This is a genomic window from Pseudomonas sp. ASL8 (assembly GCF_056680355.1).
This window is the reverse complement of the sequence record NZ_CM155278.1, coordinates 5,249,476-5,270,082: the sequence shown is the minus strand read 5'-3', so window position 1 is coordinate 5,270,082 and position 20,607 is coordinate 5,249,476. Positions and strand designations below refer to the sequence as shown.

Genomic DNA, 20,607 nt, shown 5'->3' with positions numbered 1-20,607 from the left:
TGTGCTTGATGAACAGGCTGATCGAGGTCCGCGACCTCTCAAAAACCTTCACGCTGCACCAGCAGAACGGTGTAGTGCTCAACGTGCTCGACGGCCTGAGCTTCACCGTCGACGCAGGCGAATGCCTGGTGCTGCACGGGCAGTCCGGCGCGGGCAAAAGTACCTTGCTGCGCACTCTGTACGGCAACTATCTGCCGGCGGGTGGCAGCATTCGTGTGCGACATGCCGGTGACTGGCTGGAACTGGTCGGCGCCCAACCGCGTGATGTGTTGGCCGTGCGCCAGCAAACCCTTGGCTATGTCAGCCAGTTTCTGCGGGTGATCCCGCGTGTCGCCAGCCTGGACATAGTCATGGAGCCGGCACTGGCGCGGGGCTGGTCGAGGACGTTGGCCAAGGCCCGCGCAGAAAACCTGCTGGCGCGACTGAATATTCCGCAGCGCCTGTGGCAACTGGCGCCCGGCACCTTTTCCGGCGGCGAGCAGCAGCGGGTGAACATCGCTCGCGGCTTTATGGTCGCCTGGCCCGTGATGCTGCTGGATGAGCCCACGGCGTCGCTGGACGACACCAATCGCAAGGTCGTGCTGGAACTGATGAACGAAGCCAAAGCGGGAGGTGCCGCCTTGATTGGCATCTTCCACGACCGTGCCGCCCGTGAAGCGGTCGCCGACCGCCACCTCGACATGACCCCGAGTGCCCCGACAGCAAAGGAATCACAGCCATGCTGACCGAACAGATCCTTAGCAACGCGCAACTGGTCACCGCCGATCGGGTTTTCAACGGCACGGTGGTGCTGCGCAACGGCTTGATCGTCGAGGTGGACGAGGGCATTAGCAGGCTGCCTCAAGCACAAGACCTGCAAGGCGATTACCTGCTGCCGGGTCTGATTGAGCTGCACACTGATAACCTGGAAAAACACATGACGCCGCGCCCCGGTGTTGACTGGCCATCGACCTCGGCGGTGCTCAGCCATGACGCGCAGATCGTGGCTGCGGGCATCACTACGGTGTTCGACGCGCTGTCCATCGGTGACGTAAACCCCAAGGGCAATCGCATGCAGAAATTGCCCGCGATGCTCGACGCCATCGCTACCGCCAATGCCGCCGGCCTGACCCGCGCCGAACACCGTCTGCACCTGCGTTGTGAGCTGTGCCACCCGGACACCCTGAGCGTGTTCCGCGACCTGGTGGAGAATCCGCTGGTGCAACTGGTGTCGGTCATGGACCATTCGCCAGGTCAGCGTCAATTCGCCCTGGAGTCCAAGTACCGCGAGTACTACATGGGTAAGTATCATCTGACGACGGTCGAGATGGACGCGTTCATTGTCACGCAGATGGCTAACTCCCGTGAGTTCAGCAGCCGTTACCGGCGTGCCATCGTCGAGGATTGCCTGGCACGTGGTCTGTCGGTGGCCAGTCACGATGATGCGACCCTGGCGCACGTCGAAGAATCGGCCCGCTACGGGATGACCATCGCTGAGTTCCCGACCACCCTGGAAGCGGCGCGGGGCTGTCATCGTCTGGGCATGGGGGTGTTGATGGGCGCACCGAACATCGTGCGTGGCGGTTCGCACTCGGGCAATGTGGCGGCGGCCGACCTTGCTAAAGAAGGACTACTGGATATCCTCTCCAGCGATTATTATCCGGCCAGTCTGCTGCAGGCGGCGTTTATGTTGGCTGCCCAGAACGAAGACAAGCGGCATAACGATTGCGATCTGCCTCGTGCCGTCGGTATGGTCAGTCGCGCACCGGCCCAGGCCGCAGGGCTCAACGACCGGGGCGAGATCCGGGTAGGGCTGCGCGCCGACCTGGTTCACGCTAGAAACCAGGGCGGGCTGCCGGTGATTCAACAGGTTTGGCGACAAGCGAAGAGGGTGTTTTGATGGCGGGCAGGTTGATCTATCTCATCGGACCTTCAGGTTCGGGCAAGGACAGCCTGCTCGATGCCGCACGTGAGCCGTTGGCCGATCAGGGCTGCCGGATCGTGCGGCGCGTCATCACCCGTTCGGCTGAGGCGGTCGGTGAGGCGGCGCAAGCGGTCAGCGTCGAGCAGTTCATAGCGATGCAAGGCGAGGGTGCGTTCGCCTTGAGCTGGCAAGCCAATGGCTTGCACTACGGTATTCCAAAGGAAATCGACGAATGGCTGGAGGCCGGGCTGGATGTTCTGGTCAACGGCTCCCGTGCTTATCTGCCCCAAGCGCATCAACGCTATCCGGGTTTGCTCGCGCTGCTGCTAACCGTTGATCAGGCCGTGTTGCGTCAGCGTTTGCAGGCCCGTGGTCGCGAATCATTGCCGGAGATCGAAGCACGATTGGCGCGCAATGCCGATTTTGCCGCAACCTTGATGGCGGCCGAGGATAAGGCGTTGTGGCTCTTGGACAACTCCGGCCCCCTCGAGCAGACGCTCGAACGGTTATTGCAACTGATGGGCAAAGAGCCTTCATGCGCCTGACCTTGCTCGGCACCGGCGATGCACGTCAGGTGCCGGTCTATGGTTGCGACTGTCCGGCGTGCGCCGTTGCACGCTCGGACCAGCGCTTGCGCCGTCTACCGTGCAGTGCCCTGATTGAATGCGCCGGCCAACGCTGGTTGATCGACACGGGGCTGACCGACCTCACCGAGCGTTTCCCGCCGCGCAGCTTTAACGGCATCCTGCAAACCCATTACCACGCTGACCACGCACAAGGCCTGCTGCATTTGCGTTGGGGCCAGGGATGGGTCATTCCGGTACATGGCCCGGTTGATCCAGAGGGCTTTTCCGACCTGTACAAACACCCGGGTATCCTCGACTTCAGTCGGCCCTTTGCTGCCTTCGAAACCCGACAGTTGGGCGGCCTGAGCGTGACCGCGGTGCCGTTGATGCATTCAAAACCCACGCTGGGTTACCTGCTCGAAGGCGAGGGGCGACGCATCGCTTACCTTACCGACACCGTCGGCCTGCCTGAGCCGACTCGCGATTTTCTGCAACGCCAGCCCCTCGATGTACTGGTGCTGGACTGCTCCATGCCCCCTCAGCCGCAAACGCCTCGCAACCACAACGACCTCAACCTGGCCCTGGCTTGCATCGCCGAACTGCAACCACAACAGGCGGTGTTAACCCATATTGGCCACACGCTGGATGCCTGGCTGCTCGATGAGGCGCATCAACTGCCCGCACGGGTGATCGTTGCGCATGATGGTATGGTGGTGTGACAAGGCAGTGGCGCTCGCGCAGTAACGCGTTGCTGAACGTTATGATTCAGCGTGCGTCTGAAGTAGATGAAGTCAGCCGCCGGGCCAGTTGAGCCTTTTCCGATCCCTTGAATCCTGCTTGGAGAAATACCGTGGCTAAAGCGTCTGCAACGATCGAAATTCCGGCGACTGCCGATCAAGTCTGGCAACTGATAGGCGGCTTCAACTCGCTCCCCGACTGGTTGCCGCTCATCGCCAAAAGCGAACCGGGCGAGGGTGGGCGCGTGCGTCATTTGGAGACCGGCGATGGCACGGTGATCGTCGAGCGACTCCAGACGTTCGATGACAAGGCGCGTACGTACACGTATTCCATTGATCAGGGGCCATTCCCTGTTACAGATTATCTGGCGAAGGTGCAGGTCCTGGAAATGGCCGGCAAACAGATGACTCAAGTCGAATGGTCGGGCAGTTTCACCCCGGCCGGCGTGACCGATGCAGAAGCCGTCGAGCTGTTCAGCGGAGTCTATAGCGGTGGCCTTGAGGCACTCAAGGCTAACTTCCCAGGCTGAAGTTCATCGTGTCGTAATGTGTAGGAAGCGCCGCTGACAAGTGTTCTTTCTTATAATTCAGGCTCTTTTCGATAAGCTCTGGAGGCACCATGAAATTGTATGGCTGGTGGGTATTGATGGGGGTAATGTCGTGCGGCGTTGCCCAGGCAGCCTCGAAAGAAGTCTCGATGAGCCTGGTGAGCGCTGACGGTCTGCCCCAGGCCATTGGTTCGGTTACGCTTAGCGAGACAGAGTATGGGGTGCTGTTTACGCCCAACCTGAAATCGTTGCCTGTTGGGGTGCATGGTTTTCACGTGCATCAGAACGGCAGCTGTGAGGCCGGATTGAAAGACGGTAAAAAGTCTGCGGCAGAGGCGGCCGGGGGGCATTTCGATCCACTGGGCACCAACAAGCACCTTGGCCCGTACGGCAATGGCCATATGGGCGATCTGCCTGCAATCTACGTAAATGCCGATGGCACCGCGACCTATCCGGTGCTGGCGCCACGTATCAAGAAAATTTCCGACATCGATGGCCATGCGTTGATGGTCCATGCCGGGGGCGACAACCATGCCGACATGCCAAAACCGCTGGGTGGTGGCGGTAGTCGCATGGCCTGTGGGGTCATCTGATTTTGGTCGGGTAGGGTAAGGAATTTTTTGCCGAAGGCTTGACTTGCCCTTTTCAATCAGTAACATAGACCACATTCCGCGATAGCTCAGTTGGTAGAGCAAATGACTGTTAATCATTGGGTCCCTGGTTCGAGTCCAGGTCGTGGAGCCATTTTCTTCAAGGTGCAAGTTTCAGGCAGTTGAGCGCTTGCTTGCACGCTTCTGATCAATTCAGACGCGCAACCGTTATTGTCGTTGCTCCAGTGCATCGATCACCACGCGGTTCGCTGGATTTATCAGCTCATTGCCCAACGCTTTACGTGGGCAACGCAGGCCACACAGTGCCTGTACCCAATCTGCTTTCATACCCTTCCGCTATTCCTGCCGCCCGCTTGGTAACGTATTTCTGCACCTCGTTTGCGTGCATTTTCGTCTAAAAAAACCGGGCATCGGCGCGCGCTATGGCTGTGCATTATTTTTTACATTTCTGGTTAATCTTTAGTTCGTTACTGTCGATACAGAAGCGATAGCCCAGAAAAGACTGAAGAACGCGGATGCTCCTCAAGGGAACGGAGGAATAACCAGTTTGCCCTTCAAAAAATAATGCCCAGTTCGCGCTCTTTCGGAGAAAGGGTGCCCTTGGTCATGAAGACCCGAGCGGACACTAGACGCCATGACTAACAATTTGCGCTTCAGCCATAAAATTCTGCTGGCCGCTTCGCTGATCGTGATTACAACCTTCGCACTCTTCACCCTCTACAACGATTACTTGCAGCGCAATGCGATTCGCACCGATCTGAAGAACTACCTGCAAGAAATGGGTAGCGCCACTGCGGGCAACATTCAGACCTGGCTGAACGGGCGGACCCTGCTCATTGAAAACCTCTCGCAATCCGTTGCCCTCAACCCCGACGCAACGAACGTGGGCAATGTGCTCAACCAGAAAGCGCTTACTTCCAGCTTTATGAGCGTTTACCTCGGCGGTTCGGATGGCAGTTTTACCATACGGCCAGACAGTAAGATGCCGGATGGCTACGACCCACGCATACGGCCTTGGTACAAAGGTGCGCAAGGCAGCAACGTTTCGGCACTGACTGAACCCTACATTGATCTGGCAACTGGCGAGCTGGTGATTTCCATCGTTGATGCCGTGCAAAAGGCCGGTCAAAACCTTGGGGTAGTGGGTGGTGATTTGAGTCTGAAAACCATTGCCGACAGCATTAACGCGCTGGACTTCGACGGCATGGGTTATGCCTTTCTGGTCAGCTCCGACGGCAAAGTCCTGGTTCACCCGGACAAAGCCTTTGTGATGAAAACCCTCAAAGACATTTACCCGAAAGATACGCCACCGATCAGCGGCAATATCAGTGAAGTCCAGGTCAACGGTAAAACCCGTATCGTCACCTTCAGTCCTATCAAAGGCCTGTCCTCGGTTAGCTGGTACATCGGCCTGTCCGTGGATAAGGATAAAGCCTACGCAATGTTGAGCGAGTTCCGGGCCTCTGCGATTGTTGCGACCATCATCGCGGTCGTCATCATCATTGCGTTGCTCGGCATGCTGATCCGTTTTCTGATGCAACCCCTGTATGTCATGACCCGCACCCTGCAGGACATCGCCGAAGGTGAGGGTGACCTGACCAAGCGCCTGACCATCCAGACTCAGGATGAATTTGGCATTCTGGGGACTGCGTTCAACCACTTCGTTGAACGAATTCACGGCTCGATCCGCGAAGTGTCCTCGGCCACCGATCACCTCAACGAGGTGGCAACGCGCGTGGTCTGCGCCTCCAATTCATCAATGCTCAATTCGGACGAACAAGCCAATCGTACCCACAGCGTCGCAGCTGCGATCAACGAATTGGGCGCCGCAGCGCAGGAGATCGCCCGCAATGCGGCGCAAGCTTCCCGCCAGGCCAGTGATGCTCGGCAGTTGGCCGGGGAAGGTCAGCAGGTGGTCGATAAAAGCATTCAGTCGATGAATCAGTTGTCCGAGATGCTCAGCGCCTCCAGCAGTAATATCGAGTCGCTCAACAGCAAAACCGTGAACATCGGGCAGATTCTCGAAGTGATCACCAGCATTTCTCAACAAACCAACTTGCTGGCGCTCAATGCTGCCATTGAAGCAGCGCGGGCAGGGGAAGCAGGACGTGGGTTTGCGGTGGTGGCTGACGAGGTCCGCAACCTGGCTCATCGCACTCAGGAATCGGCGCAACAGGTGCAGAAAATGATCGACGAGCTGCAAGTCGGTGCCCGCGAATCGGTCAGCACGATGGCTGAAAGCCAGCGCCATAGTCAGGAAAGCGTCGTCGTCGCCAACCTTGCGGGGGAGCGTTTGAGCAGCGTGAACCAACGCATTGGCGAAATCGACGGTATGAACCAGTCGGTCGCCACCGCCACTGAAGAGCAGACTGCCGTTGTCGAGGCGATCAATATGGATATCACCGAGATCAACACGCTCAATCAGGAAGGGGTGGAAAACCTTCAGACAACGTTGCGCGCCTGCTCTGACCTGGAGCAACAGGCGGGTCGCCTTAAACAGTTGGTGGGCAGTTTCCGGATCTAGGTTTTAGTCCTGATTGCTGATTAGCATCAGGACGATCCTGGCTGAAGGGGTAGGAGCTGGGCTGATAACTGGGCCAGCTTGCCGCACTAGAAAAGGGGGCTAGAACTGCGCCTTTACCGGCGCAGGCTCATCACCCAAATGTTGCTGTAATGCATCCACTTGATCGAACAGACCCTTGAATACCTCTATCAGTTCGGGGTCAAAGTGGTGACCTGATTGTTCGCACATATAGGATTGAGCCCGCTCTGAGGTCCAGGCCTGTTTGTAAGGACGTTGAGAACGCAGGGCATCATATACATCACAGATCGATACGATGCGCGCTGCCAGAGGAATAGCGGTGCCTTTGAGCCCGTGCGGGTAGCCGCTACCGTCCCACTTTTCATGGTGGTACAAAGCAATTTCGGCGGCCAGTTCGGTCAGCGGCGACACCTGCTCATCACGCAAGATTTCGTAACCGATACGTGCGTGTTCATTCATAACCACACGTTCTGCGGCGGTGAGTGCTCCTGGCTTACTGAGGATCGCGTCGGCAATACCGATCTTGCCGACATCATGCATGGGCGCAGCCAAACGTAATTGTTCTACCCATTCAGGCGCGTGATCCATGGCGGTGGCAATCAATGCCGCCGATTCGCCGATGCGCAGCACATGATTGCCAGTCTCGTTGTCTTTATAGGCTGCGGCCCGCGACAGGCTGCGGATCAGTGCTTGAAAACTGCGGTTTAGCTGCGCTGTGCGTTCCTTTACCAGGTCTTCGAGCTGGTCGCGCTCTTGATGCAGGTGTTGGCTGGCCAGACTCAACTGCAAGCTGTTGCGCACCCGCAGGACGAGATCGGACAGATCAACAGGCTTGCTGATGTAGTCTTGAGCGCCCATTTCCAGGCCCTTGCGCCGATCTTCGGCGCGGCTCAGGGCCGAGATGATAATCACGGGTGAGCGGCTCCGATCACGCTGCGCCAATTGCTGCAGAATGTCGAACCCGTTGGGTGTTGGCATATCCAGATCCAGTAGCAGGAGGTCCCATGAGTTCTCCTGCAGCCAGGTAAGGCCTGCGGCCGAGTCGCTGAAAGTTTTGACGTGTGCAAGGCCGAAGGTTTTCAAACTGGATTCGAGCAAACGTAGGTTGGAGGCGACATCATCGATAACCACTACGCGGGAAAAGCGTATCGCTTCAGATAACATCAATAGGTACCTCTGATAATAGTTCGCGCACCAGGGCGCGTAGTTCGTCCAGGTCCACCGGTTTGCTTAGCGTTCCCTGGCAGACCAGAGCGAGCCCTTGCGCGATATCCGGGGCGGCGCTGAGGAGTACTATCGGGAGGTTGCGGGTGGTTGGGTCCGCCCGCAGCTGATTCAACAGTGTGTCTCCATCCATGTCTGGTAAATGTAAGTCGAGCAGCAGAAGGGCTGGCGGCTCGTCAATAATTCGTTGTAACGCCAGGTGGCCAGTGCCGACGACATGGACTTGGGCTAAGTCGGCTAGTGCTTTGCGCACCAGAAACTGGCTTGCCGAGTCGTCTTCTACATAGAGCAGATGAGGTAAGTTGACCTTGGTCAGTTGCGGTTCTGGACGCGATCCAGCAACTGGCAGGGCCACCCGGCCAAGCAGCGCTAATTCGATCCAGAAACGGCTGCCGATACCTGGCTCGCTGTGGAGGCCCATACGGCCCTGCATCCGCTGGGCAAATTCGCGGCACAGTGACAAGCCGATACCGGTGCCCGGGATCGCCGTGTTTTCACGGCCCAGGCGCTGGAAGGGTTCGAACAGTTTCTCTTGCAGGTGCGCATCGATACCGAGGCCGTTATCTTCGACCATCAAACGGACATAGCCGCCAGTCACTTGATAACTGAGGGTCACATGGCCTTCTGGCCTGTTGTATTTAATGGCATTGGATAAAAGATTGATCAGTACCTGACGCAATCGTTGCGGGTCGGCGCGGACCCGTAGCGGCTCATCCGGTAGAACAAGGTGGAACTGCAAGTGCTGTTCCTGCGCTTCGCCCCGGGTCAACTCGGCGCATTCGCTCATCAGGCTGCCGATGTCCACTGCTTGCAGGTCAAGGTGCGCTTGGTGAGTCTGGATGCTCGACCAGTCAAGAATATCGCCCACCAAGTGATTGAGGTGTCGGCTAGCCAACAGGATTTCGTCCAGATAGTCCGCATCCTCTGTCTGCTCCGAGGCCTTACGCTTCATGGTCATCAGCTGAGCAAACCCCTGAATGGCGTTCAGCGGGGTTCGTAGCTCATGACTCATGCTGGAAATAAAACGTAATTTGGCCTCGCTTGCGGACTGCGCTTGCAGGGTGGCATCGCGCAGTTGGGCTTCGATTTGCTTGAGTTCGTCAATGTCCACATGGGTGCCGGCAATGAGGCTGGCCATCCCGTTGCGGGGATCGCGCTCCACTACTCGGCCACGGCTGAGCAGCCAGTGATAACGGCCGGTTGCTTCGGAGAAGCGAAACTCCGACTTATAAATATCATCGTACCCGTCGCGTACCCGTTCATAGGCCAGTCTGATAGACAACTGATCGTCGACATGCACTCGCTGGAGAAACTGCTCATGGCTCAGTTCGGCATCCGGAAGGCCAAAGCGTTGGCAAAAATGTCTGCTCAGCGTGATACGACCGCCGATGAAACTATGCTCCCAAAGACCTTCGGTAGCGCTCTCAAGTACCAGATCGAGGCGCTGGTGGGCGACTGCTCGCGACTGCGCGCTTTGCTCCAGTTGCTCACCCAATGCCGTTGCATGCCCGGCCATCTCGTTCAACTCGTAAATATGCGAACTGACTTGCGCGGGCTGCCTCTGCCCTTGGCCGATCTCGCTCATCATCTGAGAAATTTTCGTGATGGGCGCGCGCAGTTCGCTGCTCAGCCGCAGAGCACGCATCCACATAAAAGCAAAAAATAGCAGATAGAACACAATCAGACCGGCAATCATCAAGTAACCAAGCTGCTGGTAGCGACCCGCCAATGCATTGGTTTGTTTGAAAATATTGGCCTCATCGACCACTGTCAGCAGGCGCCAGCCCGTTTGTTTGATGGTGGTCCAGGCCACCCAGTTCACCCGCTCACCAAGAATGATTGATTGAATACCCTCTGGTTGGGCGGCAATGATCTTGGCCAGCTCGCGGGTTTCATTACGAGTACGTAGATTGAAGTCTTCTGGCTTGAACAGCTCGCTACGGATAGCCTCATCGTAGGAGTGATCGGTCAGTTCATCGAGCCCAAAATCGGCCTCTCCAGATTTGGGCATGGCCATGATCCGCAGATCATTACTGACCAGCATGGCATAGCCACTCCATGGCACGGACAACTGCTCGATCTGCTGCAGGATGCTCCCCACCGTGATGTCCATCCCACTTACGCCTTCAAGGAAGTCGCCTCGGTAGACGGGGGCAACGGCCGACATCATCCACCCTTGTCCCGCCGGATCAAGGTACACATCGGTCCAGACCACCTTGCGCGCTGGGTTATGGCTCGCATCGGCCAGGTAGTAGAAGTTGTAGTCGGGGATCACCATGTCATGGGGGTACTGGTCCTGTGTACTGAACCAGGGGTAGATATAGTTGAGGCTGTCCCAGCTGTTGAAATACACACTAGCAACAAGCGGTTGGCGCTCCTTGAGCTGCTTCATCAGCGGGGCAAGGCTCGCCAGTCGAGCCACTTTCGCCAGATCCTGACGCGCTGGCGGCGTGCCGTTAGCGTAGAACACCGCAGCTGCACCGAGGTCTTTGGGGCTATAACGAACGCCATCGACTGTCAGCATCAATGCTTCGGCCGTGCCGACAGGTTTATCTTGAAGGGCTTTTGCGGTGAGATTGCGGTAGAGATCGGTAAGAGCGCCCAGATTCGTCAGCTGCTCATCAATGATGCGTCCCTCATGCTTGGCCGAGTACTGCAAGTCGGTCAGAGCGTTCTCCCGCAGATAATCGATTTGCGCCTCACGAATGGCACCGTTGGTAAGCAAGTACACGGCAATCAGCACCGTTTCCACCAACAGCAGGGGTATCAGGGCGCTTTTTGCAAAGGCTCCCCAGATCCACCGACGCAGCCCTATGAGGTTTGTTGCTGGCAAGGTACAGCACTCCAATAGATAGACGTGGGGCAGAGCTATCATCATATGATAACAACAATATGAATGGTGGCATTACGATATCATCACGCTATCGTTTTTAACGACTACCCGCCAGGGATAACCTGAATCGCGGCTGATTTTTCTGGGTTTTCTAACAGCTAAAAGCTGCCATTGTTGTGCTGGACGATGGTACGACTTTTCGGCGTTGGGTCGAACCAGGATAACTTTCCGCACTTGAGAACCATTGCAGTGCTTTACGGTGACGGGGGTGAACGACATCGAAACCAAAGCATCTTCAGGGAGTGGTTGCGTGATGAGCACGCTGACCTAAGCTTCAGGTCAGTACAACGTGATGCGGCTTTGAGCTTGAAACCGCACGGATGAAACTCTCAATGAACGATGCGTGGTATTGAAAAGGAGATGCGTATGCTCATCCGGTCACTGATCCTTGCCACGCTGTTCGCTAGCGTCGGCCCGGTGCTGGCTGCCGACAGCGATGCCCCCTTGGCTCAGGATCGCGGACGATTCCGCCCGCTGATCATCATTGCTCCCAGTGCCGTGGACCCGACGCTGGTTAACCTGAAGAAAGCGCTGGAAGAGCCTGCCAACCGCGATGCCTTCGCCGAACGCAACATGGTGCTCTATACCGTGGTCAACACCATTGGCCAGCGCAGCGGCAAGGACCTGGACGCGCAAACCACCATGGCGCTGATCCGCGAACTCAAGCTGGGTGCCAGCGCCCAGGCCAAGGTCATTCTGGTGGGCAAGGACGGTGAGAAGAAGATCGAACACTCAGGCCCCATCGATCCCAAGGAGATTTTCAGCACCATCGACCAACTGCCCATGCAAGAAAAAGAGGCCTCGGCACCGCCGCCACCTCCAGCTGCGCCTGAGGCCACGTCAACCCGTACGGGCAAGACAGGCAAGCCTGATAAACCGGGTAAACCCAGCGCGCCACCCAAGGCGCTGGATGATTGACAGGAGGAGGGGCGGACGTTTCATTTCGGCAACTCAACCACCACCCTGATCGAAACGGTCAATTCCTCCAACTGAAAGTGCGGACGCAGGAACACCGTCGCGAGATAACTGCCTGGCTGACCTGGCACGTCAGTGACAACGATTTTGGCTTCCCGCAGCGGGTACTGCGCGTTTATCTTCTGGGTGGCGTTGTCGTCGAGCAGCACGTACCCGGCAATCCAGTTGTTAAGGTAGGACTCCACATTGGCGCGGGTCATGAAGCTGCCGATCTTGCTGCGAATGATCGCTTCAATGTAATGAGCAAAGCGTGAGGTTGTCAGGATGTACGGCAGCAGCGAGCCGAGGCGGGCGCTGGCATCGGTTTCAACGTTGAAGTAGCGCTTTGGGCTGTTGGTGGTCTGGCTGCCGAAGAACACGGCAGCGTTGGCGCTCTCGCGATAACACAAGGCGATGAAACTCAGGTTTTCGAGTTCCTGTTCACGGTCGTCGCTGATTCCCACCTCTGTCGCAGACTCTGCTGCCAAACCACCCCGGCGGGTGTTGAAGGCGTAAACCGGCAGACCGCTTACCGCGCCTCCGCCCTCAATGCCCTGAATGGCGGCACACCAGTGGTGCAGGGCGAACGCTTCAGTGATGCGCTGGGCCAGAAGCCAGGCGGCATTTCCCCAGAGAAACTTGTCCGGGTCTGTGTAGGTGGCTGCTTTTGGATCATCGGCCAGGCTGACGTCGCTCACGTGCACGTCTTCAGTGAAAGTCGGCATCCCCGGCACCGGCCAGTTCTGCGCATCGTAAGGTGGGCGGGCCAGATAGCGCGGCACCACCATGGCGACGTAGCGCGAATTCTCGCTGTCACGAAACGTCAGCCAGTCAATGGACTCGGGACCCTCGAATATCTTGGATAACTTGCGTGGCCGGTCCAGGTCGTCAAAGTCCTGAAGATGAAACATGGCAGGGCTGGCGGCAGTGAGGAAGGGCGCATGAACGGCTGCGGCGACGTTCGACAGTCCCGTGAGCATCTGGATCTCAGCCATGTCCTGGCCAAACGCATAGTCGCCCAGCAATATACCGAACGGACTGCCACACAAGGTGCCATCGCGCGGCTCGGATACTCGCTGGAACAACAGGCTTTGGTCGAAGTCGACGGCGCTTTCCAGGTCAAGGCGCAGTTCTTCTTTGGTCACGTCAAGCAGGCGCAACGTCAGCAGAGGCCCGGTCTCTGTATTCATGACCAGTTGGTGCAGTCCGCGCCAGGACGCTTCAAGGGCTTGCAGCGGCTTACTGTGGAGAATCAGATTGAGTTGGGCATGGACCTGGTCACTGGAAAGATCCTTCAACTCAGGAACCTGGCCCAGGATTTTCTCCGGGCTGAAATCGCTGAAGGTGTTGAAGGTCAGCTCGATATTGAGCGGTTCGATTCGACCCGAGAGCGCGCTTTGGACGGTGAACGTAATGCGTGGCTGGAGGCTGCCGAGCAAGGCATCAAAGTGATCGCGATCGATGTCGACGAACGCTCTATTTTCCAGTGTTGGCGCTTTGACCAACGAGCCGTTTCCGGACAAGTCTGCAAGGATACCCACCACGAATGGCAGTTCTCTTTTTTCAAGCGCGCCACCTGTCTCGACATCGTAGGTAATGTGCGTGCGCGGTAGCAGATGGCTGTCTGAAGTACGGTGCGTGTTTTCTTGCTCGGGGGCCATTATTTTATTCCTTGTGGAGCCTGTGCGGATTCGAACGTGGACACTGAAATTGCTGGAGCGCATTTTTACACAGCCGTGACCCAAAGCGAGCGAATGGCCCTTCCGGCACAGGAGTCCGAGCGTGATCCCGTCACTGCGGTTCTGCCTGAGGTTTTTTTCTTTTGAAACCTTGAGCATCCGCACGTTGTCGTAATAGTCATGAGTCCATACAGTTTCCAATGGTTCACATCAGGAGGTTTAGTCATGAATGCCCTGACCATCGAAGGCTGGTGCAAAATCAGCGGCGAGCAAAAGTCCACCCCTGTAGGGGATATCCATTTTTACGTTAATGGACCTGTTCATTTGCGTCTGGAGCAGGCCGAAGAACACTTGCAGAAGACCCACGAGCCTGAAGTCATGGTCGATGTCGATATGGGCTCGATGGACTTGATCCTCCCGGAGGGATACGGCCCCCTGTCCGATTGCCAATTGCGCGTTTATTTGAGTGATCAGCGCGGCCAGTTCCATTTGGTCGGGCATCGGGCGAGTGACGGTAGCTTGATCTATACCAACTCGGTGATGGTTGATCAGCTAGGGTAGCCGCGCACTGTTCAACGACGCAGGAACTCTCCTGCCATTGATGAGTTTGAGCGCAATATACCTCGGCATGGCGCTGAATCCAGCCGGCGTCATGCCGAGGTGAATTGCCCTGATTATTTGCGCGCTTCCAGGATCAGGTTAAACGGTGTTTCCGCTGCCCGGCGGAAGTGGGTGAACCCCGCCTCGGTGAAGACCTTGCGCAAGCGCGCCTCGCCAGCCTGTGCGCCCAGACCAAGGCCGACCTCCTGAGACAGCGAGTTCGGTGTGCAGATAAAGGTCGATGCGGCGTAGAACAGTCGTCCCACGGGGGTCATGTTCTCGTCAAGCTTGTCGTTGGCGTACGGCTCCACCAGCAGAACCGTACCGTCAGGCTTGAGTGACTGATAGGCATGCCGGGCAGCACCTACCGGGTCGCCCATGTCGTGGAGACAGTCGAAGTAGCAGACCAGGTCGTAATCGTTGCCAGGGTAGTTCTTGGCTGTGCCCTGGGCGAAGCTCACGCGATCCGCCACGCCTCCTTCTTGCGCGCGTTGCGTCGCGATGTCGATGGACGGCGCGTGGTAGTCGATGCCTACAAAACGCGATGCCGGGAAGGCCTGCGCCATGATCACCGTCGACGCGCCATGGCCGCAGCCAATGTCCACCACCTTGGCACCGGTTTTCAGCTTGTCGACCACGCCCTCCAGGGCCGGCAACCACTCGGCGACTAGATGCGCCCGATAGCCAGGCCTGAAGAAGCGTTCCGTACCGCTGAACATACACGGATGGTGATCGCCCCAAGCGAGGGAGCCATCGCCGCGCATGGCGGCGACCAGCTTGTCCTTGTCATGGAACAACGACGCGATGACCACTGCTCCGCCCGCCACATAGACCGGGGAGTCCTCAATCGCCAACGCCATGGCTTGTTCCTCTGGCAGACGGAATTGGCCATCGATGTGCTCGATGTAGCCGGACGCCGCGTGGGCGTTGAGCCATTCACGCACCAGGCGCGCGTTGCAGCCGGTTTTGCTGCCGAGTGCTTCGGGGGTGACAGGTTGGCTGTCAGCCATGGCCCGGTACAGACCCAGCTCATCGCCGAGGATGATGTTAGCGAGCATCGCCGCTCCGCCCATATCGGAAACCAGCTTGCCCATGAACTCATTGAGTTTGGCCTCGTTCATTGCGTGTCCTCCTATTTAGGAAGGCCACCGGCCAAGGCGTTGCGACTCCAGGCGACAACCTGCTCGGCGGTGGTCGGGGTCAATAAGTGTAGTCCGCCTCTAAGCGATGTGCAGTTGCTCTTCGTCGCTGCCTCAGCATATCTGGCGCTTGTGCTGGGTGAGGTAGGTTCAAGGAAAGAGGATCAGCGGTCATACGCAAGGTTCGGGAGGCTGCTATTCCTTCCCATGGGAGCAGTCGTTTCAGGCCTGCCAGGGTGTGGGCCGGGAACAGACGCGTGGCCGTGGTCGCGGCGCCAGCCAGGTGCGTGAAGAGAAGAACAGGTGCCAATCCCTGTCAGGAGGTGGCAGATGCTATTCATTGTCAGTTGGTCAATCAGTCCCGAACGCCGTAATAGCGCGATTGAACGTTTTCTCAAAACAGGAGCCGTACCACCCGCAGGCGTAACCATGCTGGGACGCTGGCATGCCATAGGGCGCATGACTGGCTTTGGCGTCGCAGAAACCAGTGATCTTGCGCTGATGCAGAAATGGGTGCTTGAGTGGAGTGACCTCATGAGTATGGAGATTCACCCGGCACTGACCGACGAACAGGCTGCTCCGCTACTGGCAGCAGCGGTCAGCAAGCACTAGTTTCCGTCCGAGAAAGCGTTGATAAAACAGGGACAGATTTATTTTGACCAATAAATCTGTCCTTTTTTCAGGGCGCCAGGCGCTTGTGCGATAACAGGACTGATGGGGGCTCCAGGTCAGGCCGTTATTGCGCGTTGGGTAACGCAACCCCTTTTGGCCACAGCAGCCAGATCTCGCCTTGTTGTTTCATGTTGCCTGCCAATTCCCCGGCCTCGGTGCCGGTGCCCCAGAACAGATCCGCGCGGACTTCGCCAGCGATGGCGCCCCCCGTGTCCTGAGCAGCGACGGGCCTTACCACCGCGCTGCCGTCGGGGCGTGTGGTGGAGAGCCAGAGCAGGCTTCCCAAGGGGATGACCTTGCGGTCGATCGCCACGCTGTAGCCCGCCGTCAGCGGCACGTTCAAAGAGCCACGCGGGCCTTCATTGCTGTCGGGTCGTCGACTGAAGAATACGTAGCTGGGGTTGCTCGCCAGCAACTCCGGAACCCGATCCGGGTTGGCACGGGCCCAGTCGTGGATCCGGCCCATGGTCACGTCTTCTTTTTTGAGTTGACCCTGCTCGACCAGCCAGCGGCCCACCGGCTTGTAGGGATGGCCGTTCTGGTCGGCATAACCAATGCGCAATTGCTGACCGTTATCCAGTTGGATGCGGCCGGACCCCTGTATCTGCAGAAACTGCAGGTCCATGGGGTCGCTCAGCCAGGCCAGCACAGGGGCGTTCACACCTTGGCGGGCAATGGTGGCTGCATCGTCATAGGGCTTGAGTGTTCGGCCTTCGAGGCGACCGCGCAGGCGCTTGCCTTTGAGTTCGGGGTAGAGGCTGTCCAGCGCCACCACCACTAGATCGTCGGGAACGCCGTGGACCGGCACCGCCGTTTCCTCGGTACGTTCAAGGCTGCCCCGATAGATCGGTTCGTAATAACCGGTGATCAGACCGTGCTTGCTGCGGTCGGCCGAACGCAGGGCGTACACCTGCAGCTGGGTCTTGAGAAAGTCGCGAATCGCGGCGGTGGTAGGTGGCACCTGAGTGGCTGCGCTGCACGGGCCTTTCCAGACGGGATCATTGGCCAGTCGTGCGCACGCTGAATACCAGGCGTTGAAACCGGCCTGCAGGTCGCTGTCGCTGACGGCGGGCAGATCGTCCCAGTTGCCGCTGACATAGGTGGCTGCCGCAGGCGGTTCTGTCTTTTGGGCGCCGCCATCGCAACCCGCCAGCAGGGCGATGAGGGGGGCTGCGCACAGTAAAAGCCGGCGCCAGTGAAAACGGGGGTTAATCACGCAATGTGTTCCAGATGGACAATTCGAGGGCCGTAGCTTGGTGAAACCCGTCACTGACGTCAAATCAAGCGCGACAAACAGGTCAGCGCCTACTTTTTCGAATACTCAGGCGACCCGCGCCTGGTCAAGCAAATCGCCGCCGCCAGCGATGCGAGGACACGCGGCGACGTCGGCTCAATAGTTTCAGCGCTACCCTCAAGCAATAACGGGCGCTCACATTCTTTGTCGCTCTACTGTCGGTCAGCCAACAGCAGTTAAACAATTCGATGAGTTTGTGGGTGGATCAATCTTCGTAAAATCACATAACTAGTTGAAAAATAATATAAAAATTATTCGGCATGGCCTGTGCAGAGAGAGGAGACGAAATCCGATATCCCTCGACACTCTGGAGTCAGCCCATGTTATCTCCTGCATTCCCCCGCTTTGACTGCGCTTTGCCTTCAGCAGTAGGAGCCCTGTAAATGTCCCGTGAAATTCGTCTCAACGCCTTCGATATGAATTGTGTCGGCCACCAGTCACCTGGGTTGTGGGCGCATCCGCGTGATCGCTCATGGCAATACAAAGATCTGGAGTACTGGACTGACCTGGCGAAAATCCTTGAACGCGGCAAGTTTGACGGGCTGTTCATCGCCGACGTACTGGGCATTTACGACGTTTACAACGGAAACGGTGATGCGGCAATCCGTCAGGCGGCCCAGGTACCGGTGAACGATCCGTTGCAATTGATTCCACCGATGGCCATGGTCACCGAACACTTGGGATTTGGCCTGACCGCATCGTTGTCTTTCGAGCACCCTTATCCTTTCGCTCGACGCCTGTCGACCCTGGACCACCTGACCAAAGGTCGCGCCGGCTGGAATATCGTGACGTCGTACCTGGAGAGCGGTGCGAAGAACCTGGGGCAGAAAGCGCAGACTGAACACGATGCGCGTTACGACTATGCCGAGGAATACCTCGAGGTTTGCTACAAACTCTGGGAAGGGAGCTGGGAAGACGGCGCGGTCCTGCGTGACCGTGAGCGGCGGATTTTCAGTGACCCAAACAAAATTCATGAGATTCAGCACGTCGGTAAACATTTTCAGGTGCCCGGTATCCATCTCTGCGAGCCGTCGCCGCAACGCACACCGGTGCTGTACCAGGCGGGTGCGTCGAGCCGTGGCAAACAGTTTGCCGCCGAGCAGGCTGAGTGCGTGTTCGTCGCCGCGCCGTCAAAAGCACAGTTGAAGAAAACCGTGGCCGATATTCGTCGTCGCGCAGCTGAAGCGGGCCGTGACCCGAAGAAAATCCTGATCTTCAATTTGCAGACGGTGATCCTGGGCGAGACCGATGCCAAGGCCAAAGCCAAGTTCGAGGAATACAAGACCTGGGTCAGCTACGAAGGTGCGATGGCGCTGATCTCGGGCTGGACCGGGATTGATTTCAGTCAGTTCAAACCGGACGAACCGCTCAAGCATGTCCACACCAACGCGATTCAATCGGCGGTGGAAGCGTTCTCTACCGCCGAGCCGGATACGATCTGGACCCCCAACGAACTGGCCAACTGGGTGGGCATTGGTGGTTTTGGTCCTCTGTTCGTCGGCGGTCCGGAAACGGTGGCCGATCTGCTTCAGGAGTGGGTCGAAGACACGGATGTTGACGGCTTCAACCTGGCCTACGCGGTCACTCACGAAACCTTCATCGACGCCGTGGACTTGCTGGTGCCGGAGTTGCAGAAGCGCGGTGTGTTCAAGACTGAATATGCCCCCGGAACCCTGCGCGAAAAACTGTTCGGCGCCGGTCCGCGCCTGCCCGATATACACCCTGGCAGCGCCTACCGCGACCTGAAAGCCTTCCAGCTCAGGACCGCCCCATCGCCTGATCAGGCCTGAGTCAACCCAGGATCCGGGCACCACGGTAAGGAGCCCGGATCAACTGTTGCCACGCCGACATCACATCAGCAAATCGTCGTTTTCAGGCACACCGATTTATTCGTAACCCCCCGTAATTGCTGGTGTTCAGACTGGGCACGGAAGCTGCAATCACCCTTGGCATCTATTGATCGTCGAGTGCTTCCATGTCCCATTTACCGCTGTCTGCCGACTACTCCATCAATCCTCCCACCGCGCATGTGATTCGCGACGAAGCCGAAGCGTTGGCTGTTGCTGGACACGTCGCGGCCCTGCTTCTGGAAAACGATGCCGAGCGTGATCGCACTCGCCAAGTGCCTGCCGATATTGTCGATATCTATTCCAACAGCGGCTTGTGGGGTATCAGTGTGCCCAGGGCGTATGGCGGAGCGCAGGTGTCTTATGCGGTGCTGGCGCAGGTCATCGCGATCATCTCGGCGGCTGACCCTTCTCTGGGGCAGATCCCGCAGAATCACTACTGCCTGCTTGAGGACATTCGGCTGCAAGGTTCTCCTGATCAGCAGGCGTATTTTTTTGCGTTGGCGCTGCAAGGGCATCGCTTTGCTAACGCGATATCTGAAACAGGCGGCAAGAACGTTCAGGACATTCAGGCAACCGTGCGCCACGACGGCGATGGTCATGTGATCAACGGCCGCAAGGGCTATTGCACGGGTTCGTTGTACGCCCATTGGCTGGGGGTGCTGGCGCTGGATGAAGAGCAGAGAGGTCAGCTGGCGTTCGTTGAGCGCGGCACACCGGGGCTGGTGATTGTCGATGACTGGGACAGCATAGGTCAGCGCACGACCTCCAGCGGCACGGTGCTGGCAGACAATCTGCGCGTGCCGGCTTTCAATCTGCTCCCGGTCTGGCGCTCCTACGACAGCCCGACGCTTGCAGGGCCTTTTGCTCAGCTCACCACCGCCGCCATCGACGCCGGGATTGCTCGTGCCGCCTTGCGCGACACCCTGGTGTTTGTCCGCGAGCAGGCGCGACCCTGGATTGATTCCGGCGTTGAAAAAGCCAGCGAAGACCCGCTGACGATTGTGCAAATCGGCGCGTTGGACATTCGGCTGGAAGCCGCCGAAGCGCTGCTCGAACGTGCCGGTAAAACCCTGGACGCCGCGCGCAGTGAGACCACCGAAGACAACCTTGCATTGGCCTCCGTCGCGGTTGCCAGGGCCAAGGTCCTGACCACCGAAATCGCCATTGAAGCCAGCAACAAACTGTTTGAGCTGGGCGGTACACGCTCGACCTTGAAAAAACACAACTTTGATCGCCACTGGCGCAATGCACGGGTTCATACCCTGCACGACCCGGTGCGCTGGAAGTATCACGTTATTGGCAACTGGTTACTCAACGGCGTCAAGCCACCCCGTCACGACTGGTCATGACGACCGCACGTGCCACACGCAGCACTCCCTTTATGCCTTTCAGGAG

17 protein-coding genes, 1 tRNA gene and 2 pseudogenes are annotated in these 20,607 nt (G+C 57.9%); 15 read left to right on the top strand and 5 right to left on the bottom strand.

The features are described 5' to 3' along the window. The first annotated feature begins 8 nt into the window (after positions 1 to 8). The 9 genes and pseudogenes from phnL to AC1MEA_RS24065 all read left to right on the top strand — a co-directional run bounded on the left by phnL (position 9) and on the right by AC1MEA_RS24065 (position 6,889). Positions 9 to 725 carry a phosphonate C-P lyase system protein PhnL gene (phnL, locus tag AC1MEA_RS24105; RefSeq protein ID WP_480417590.1) on the top strand — a complete coding sequence of 239 codons (717 nt, stop codon included), beginning with the start codon at positions 9 to 11 and terminating at the stop codon, positions 723 to 725. Beyond that, positions 719 to 1,879, top strand: a complete 1,161-nt coding sequence (locus AC1MEA_RS24100; RefSeq protein WP_480417589.1) for an alpha-D-ribose 1-methylphosphonate 5-triphosphate diphosphatase — start codon at positions 719 to 721, stop codon at positions 1,877 to 1,879. The genes phnL and AC1MEA_RS24100 overlap by 7 nt, the downstream gene beginning before the upstream one ends. Then, positions 1,879 to 2,448 (top strand): phosphonate metabolism protein/1,5-bisphosphokinase (PRPP-forming) PhnN, encoded by a 570-nt coding sequence (phnN, locus tag AC1MEA_RS24095; protein ID WP_480417588.1) that lies wholly within the window; start codon positions 1,879 to 1,881, stop codon positions 2,446 to 2,448. The genes AC1MEA_RS24100 and phnN overlap by 1 nt, the downstream gene beginning before the upstream one ends. Beyond that, entirely contained in the window at positions 2,439 to 3,188 is a 750-nt protein-coding gene (phnP, locus tag AC1MEA_RS24090; protein WP_480417587.1) for a phosphonate metabolism protein PhnP, read from the top strand. Before phnN ends, phnP begins: the two co-directional genes overlap by 10 nt. A gap of 131 nt (positions 3,189 to 3,319) precedes the next feature. Then, on the top strand, positions 3,320 to 3,736 hold the full coding sequence (locus AC1MEA_RS24085; protein WP_449633332.1) for an SRPBCC family protein: 417 nt from the start codon (positions 3,320 to 3,322) through the stop codon (positions 3,734 to 3,736). A gap of 89 nt (positions 3,737 to 3,825) precedes the next feature. Beyond that, positions 3,826 to 4,347 (top strand): superoxide dismutase family protein, encoded by a 522-nt coding sequence (gene sodC / locus AC1MEA_RS24080; protein ID WP_219060720.1) that lies wholly within the window; start codon positions 3,826 to 3,828, stop codon positions 4,345 to 4,347. Between the two features lie 75 nt (positions 4,348 to 4,422). Continuing rightward, positions 4,423 to 4,498, top strand: a tRNA-Asn gene (locus AC1MEA_RS24075). Positions 4,499 to 4,999: 501 nt separating this feature from the next. Beyond that, positions 5,000 to 5,983 (top strand): annotated as a pseudogene (locus tag AC1MEA_RS24070) (cache domain-containing protein); the annotation flags it as partial. Between the two features lie 141 nt (positions 5,984 to 6,124). Further along, positions 6,125 to 6,889, top strand: a complete 765-nt coding sequence (locus tag AC1MEA_RS24065; RefSeq protein ID WP_374028602.1) for a methyl-accepting chemotaxis protein — start codon at positions 6,125 to 6,127, stop codon at positions 6,887 to 6,889. Positions 6,890 to 6,988: 99 nt separating this feature from the next. On the opposite strand, the gene AC1MEA_RS24060 is transcribed toward AC1MEA_RS24065, so the two are convergent. Next, positions 6,989 to 8,071: an HD domain-containing phosphohydrolase gene (locus AC1MEA_RS24060; RefSeq protein ID WP_480417586.1), complete on the bottom strand. Its 1,083-nt coding sequence runs from the start codon at positions 8,069 to 8,071 to the stop codon at positions 6,989 to 6,991. Then, positions 8,061 to 10,964: a hybrid sensor histidine kinase/response regulator gene (locus AC1MEA_RS24055; protein WP_480417585.1), complete on the bottom strand. Its 2,904-nt coding sequence runs from the start codon at positions 10,962 to 10,964 to the stop codon at positions 8,061 to 8,063. The genes AC1MEA_RS24060 and AC1MEA_RS24055 overlap by 11 nt, the downstream gene beginning before the upstream one ends. 426 nt (positions 10,965 to 11,390) lie before the next feature. Between AC1MEA_RS24055 and AC1MEA_RS24050 the strand changes: the two genes are divergently transcribed. Continuing rightward, positions 11,391 to 11,942: a DUF4174 domain-containing protein gene (locus AC1MEA_RS24050; protein WP_219060723.1), complete on the top strand. Its 552-nt coding sequence runs from the start codon at positions 11,391 to 11,393 to the stop codon at positions 11,940 to 11,942. Between the two features lie 20 nt (positions 11,943 to 11,962). On the opposite strand, the gene tssC is transcribed toward AC1MEA_RS24050, so the two are convergent. Further along, complete coding sequence (gene tssC / locus AC1MEA_RS24045) at positions 11,963 to 13,639, bottom strand: type VI secretion system contractile sheath large subunit (RefSeq protein ID WP_480417584.1); 1,677 nt, start codon at positions 13,637 to 13,639, stop codon at positions 11,963 to 11,965. Between the two features lie 243 nt (positions 13,640 to 13,882). On the opposite strand from tssC, the gene AC1MEA_RS24040 reads away from it, so the two are divergent. Continuing rightward, positions 13,883 to 14,218, top strand: coding sequence for a hypothetical protein (locus tag AC1MEA_RS24040; protein WP_219060725.1), 336 nt, complete (start codon positions 13,883 to 13,885; stop codon positions 14,216 to 14,218). A 113-nt stretch (positions 14,219 to 14,331) separates the two neighbouring features. On the opposite strand, the gene AC1MEA_RS24035 is transcribed toward AC1MEA_RS24040, so the two are convergent. Continuing rightward, positions 14,332 to 15,378: a class I SAM-dependent methyltransferase gene (locus AC1MEA_RS24035; protein WP_480417583.1), complete on the bottom strand. Its 1,047-nt coding sequence runs from the start codon at positions 15,376 to 15,378 to the stop codon at positions 14,332 to 14,334. A gap of 348 nt (positions 15,379 to 15,726) precedes the next feature. On the opposite strand from AC1MEA_RS24035, the gene AC1MEA_RS24030 reads away from it, so the two are divergent. Further along, complete coding sequence (locus tag AC1MEA_RS24030; RefSeq protein ID WP_449635225.1) at positions 15,727 to 16,008, top strand: DUF3303 domain-containing protein; 282 nt, start codon at positions 15,727 to 15,729, stop codon at positions 16,006 to 16,008. Positions 16,009 to 16,132: 124 nt separating this feature from the next. On the opposite strand, the gene mltA is transcribed toward AC1MEA_RS24030, so the two are convergent. Continuing rightward, complete coding sequence (gene mltA, locus AC1MEA_RS24025) at positions 16,133 to 17,281, bottom strand: murein transglycosylase A (RefSeq protein WP_480918212.1); 1,149 nt, start codon at positions 17,279 to 17,281, stop codon at positions 16,133 to 16,135. A 60-nt stretch (positions 17,282 to 17,341) separates the two neighbouring features. Between mltA and AC1MEA_RS24020 the strand changes: the two are divergent. The 3 genes and pseudogenes from AC1MEA_RS24020 to AC1MEA_RS24010 form a co-directional block, all read left to right on the top strand. After that, positions 17,342 to 17,455, top strand: a pseudogene (locus tag AC1MEA_RS24020) (metal ABC transporter substrate-binding protein); the annotation flags it as partial. 290 nt (positions 17,456 to 17,745) lie between these two features. After that, positions 17,746 to 19,152, top strand: a complete 1,407-nt coding sequence (locus AC1MEA_RS24015) for an LLM class flavin-dependent oxidoreductase (protein ID WP_219060728.1) — start codon at positions 17,746 to 17,748, stop codon at positions 19,150 to 19,152. A 185-nt stretch (positions 19,153 to 19,337) separates the two neighbouring features. Then, on the top strand, positions 19,338 to 20,561 hold the full coding sequence (locus AC1MEA_RS24010) for an SfnB family sulfur acquisition oxidoreductase (protein ID WP_480417582.1): 1,224 nt from the start codon (positions 19,338 to 19,340) through the stop codon (positions 20,559 to 20,561). The last annotated feature ends 46 nt before the right edge of the window (positions 20,562 to 20,607 follow it).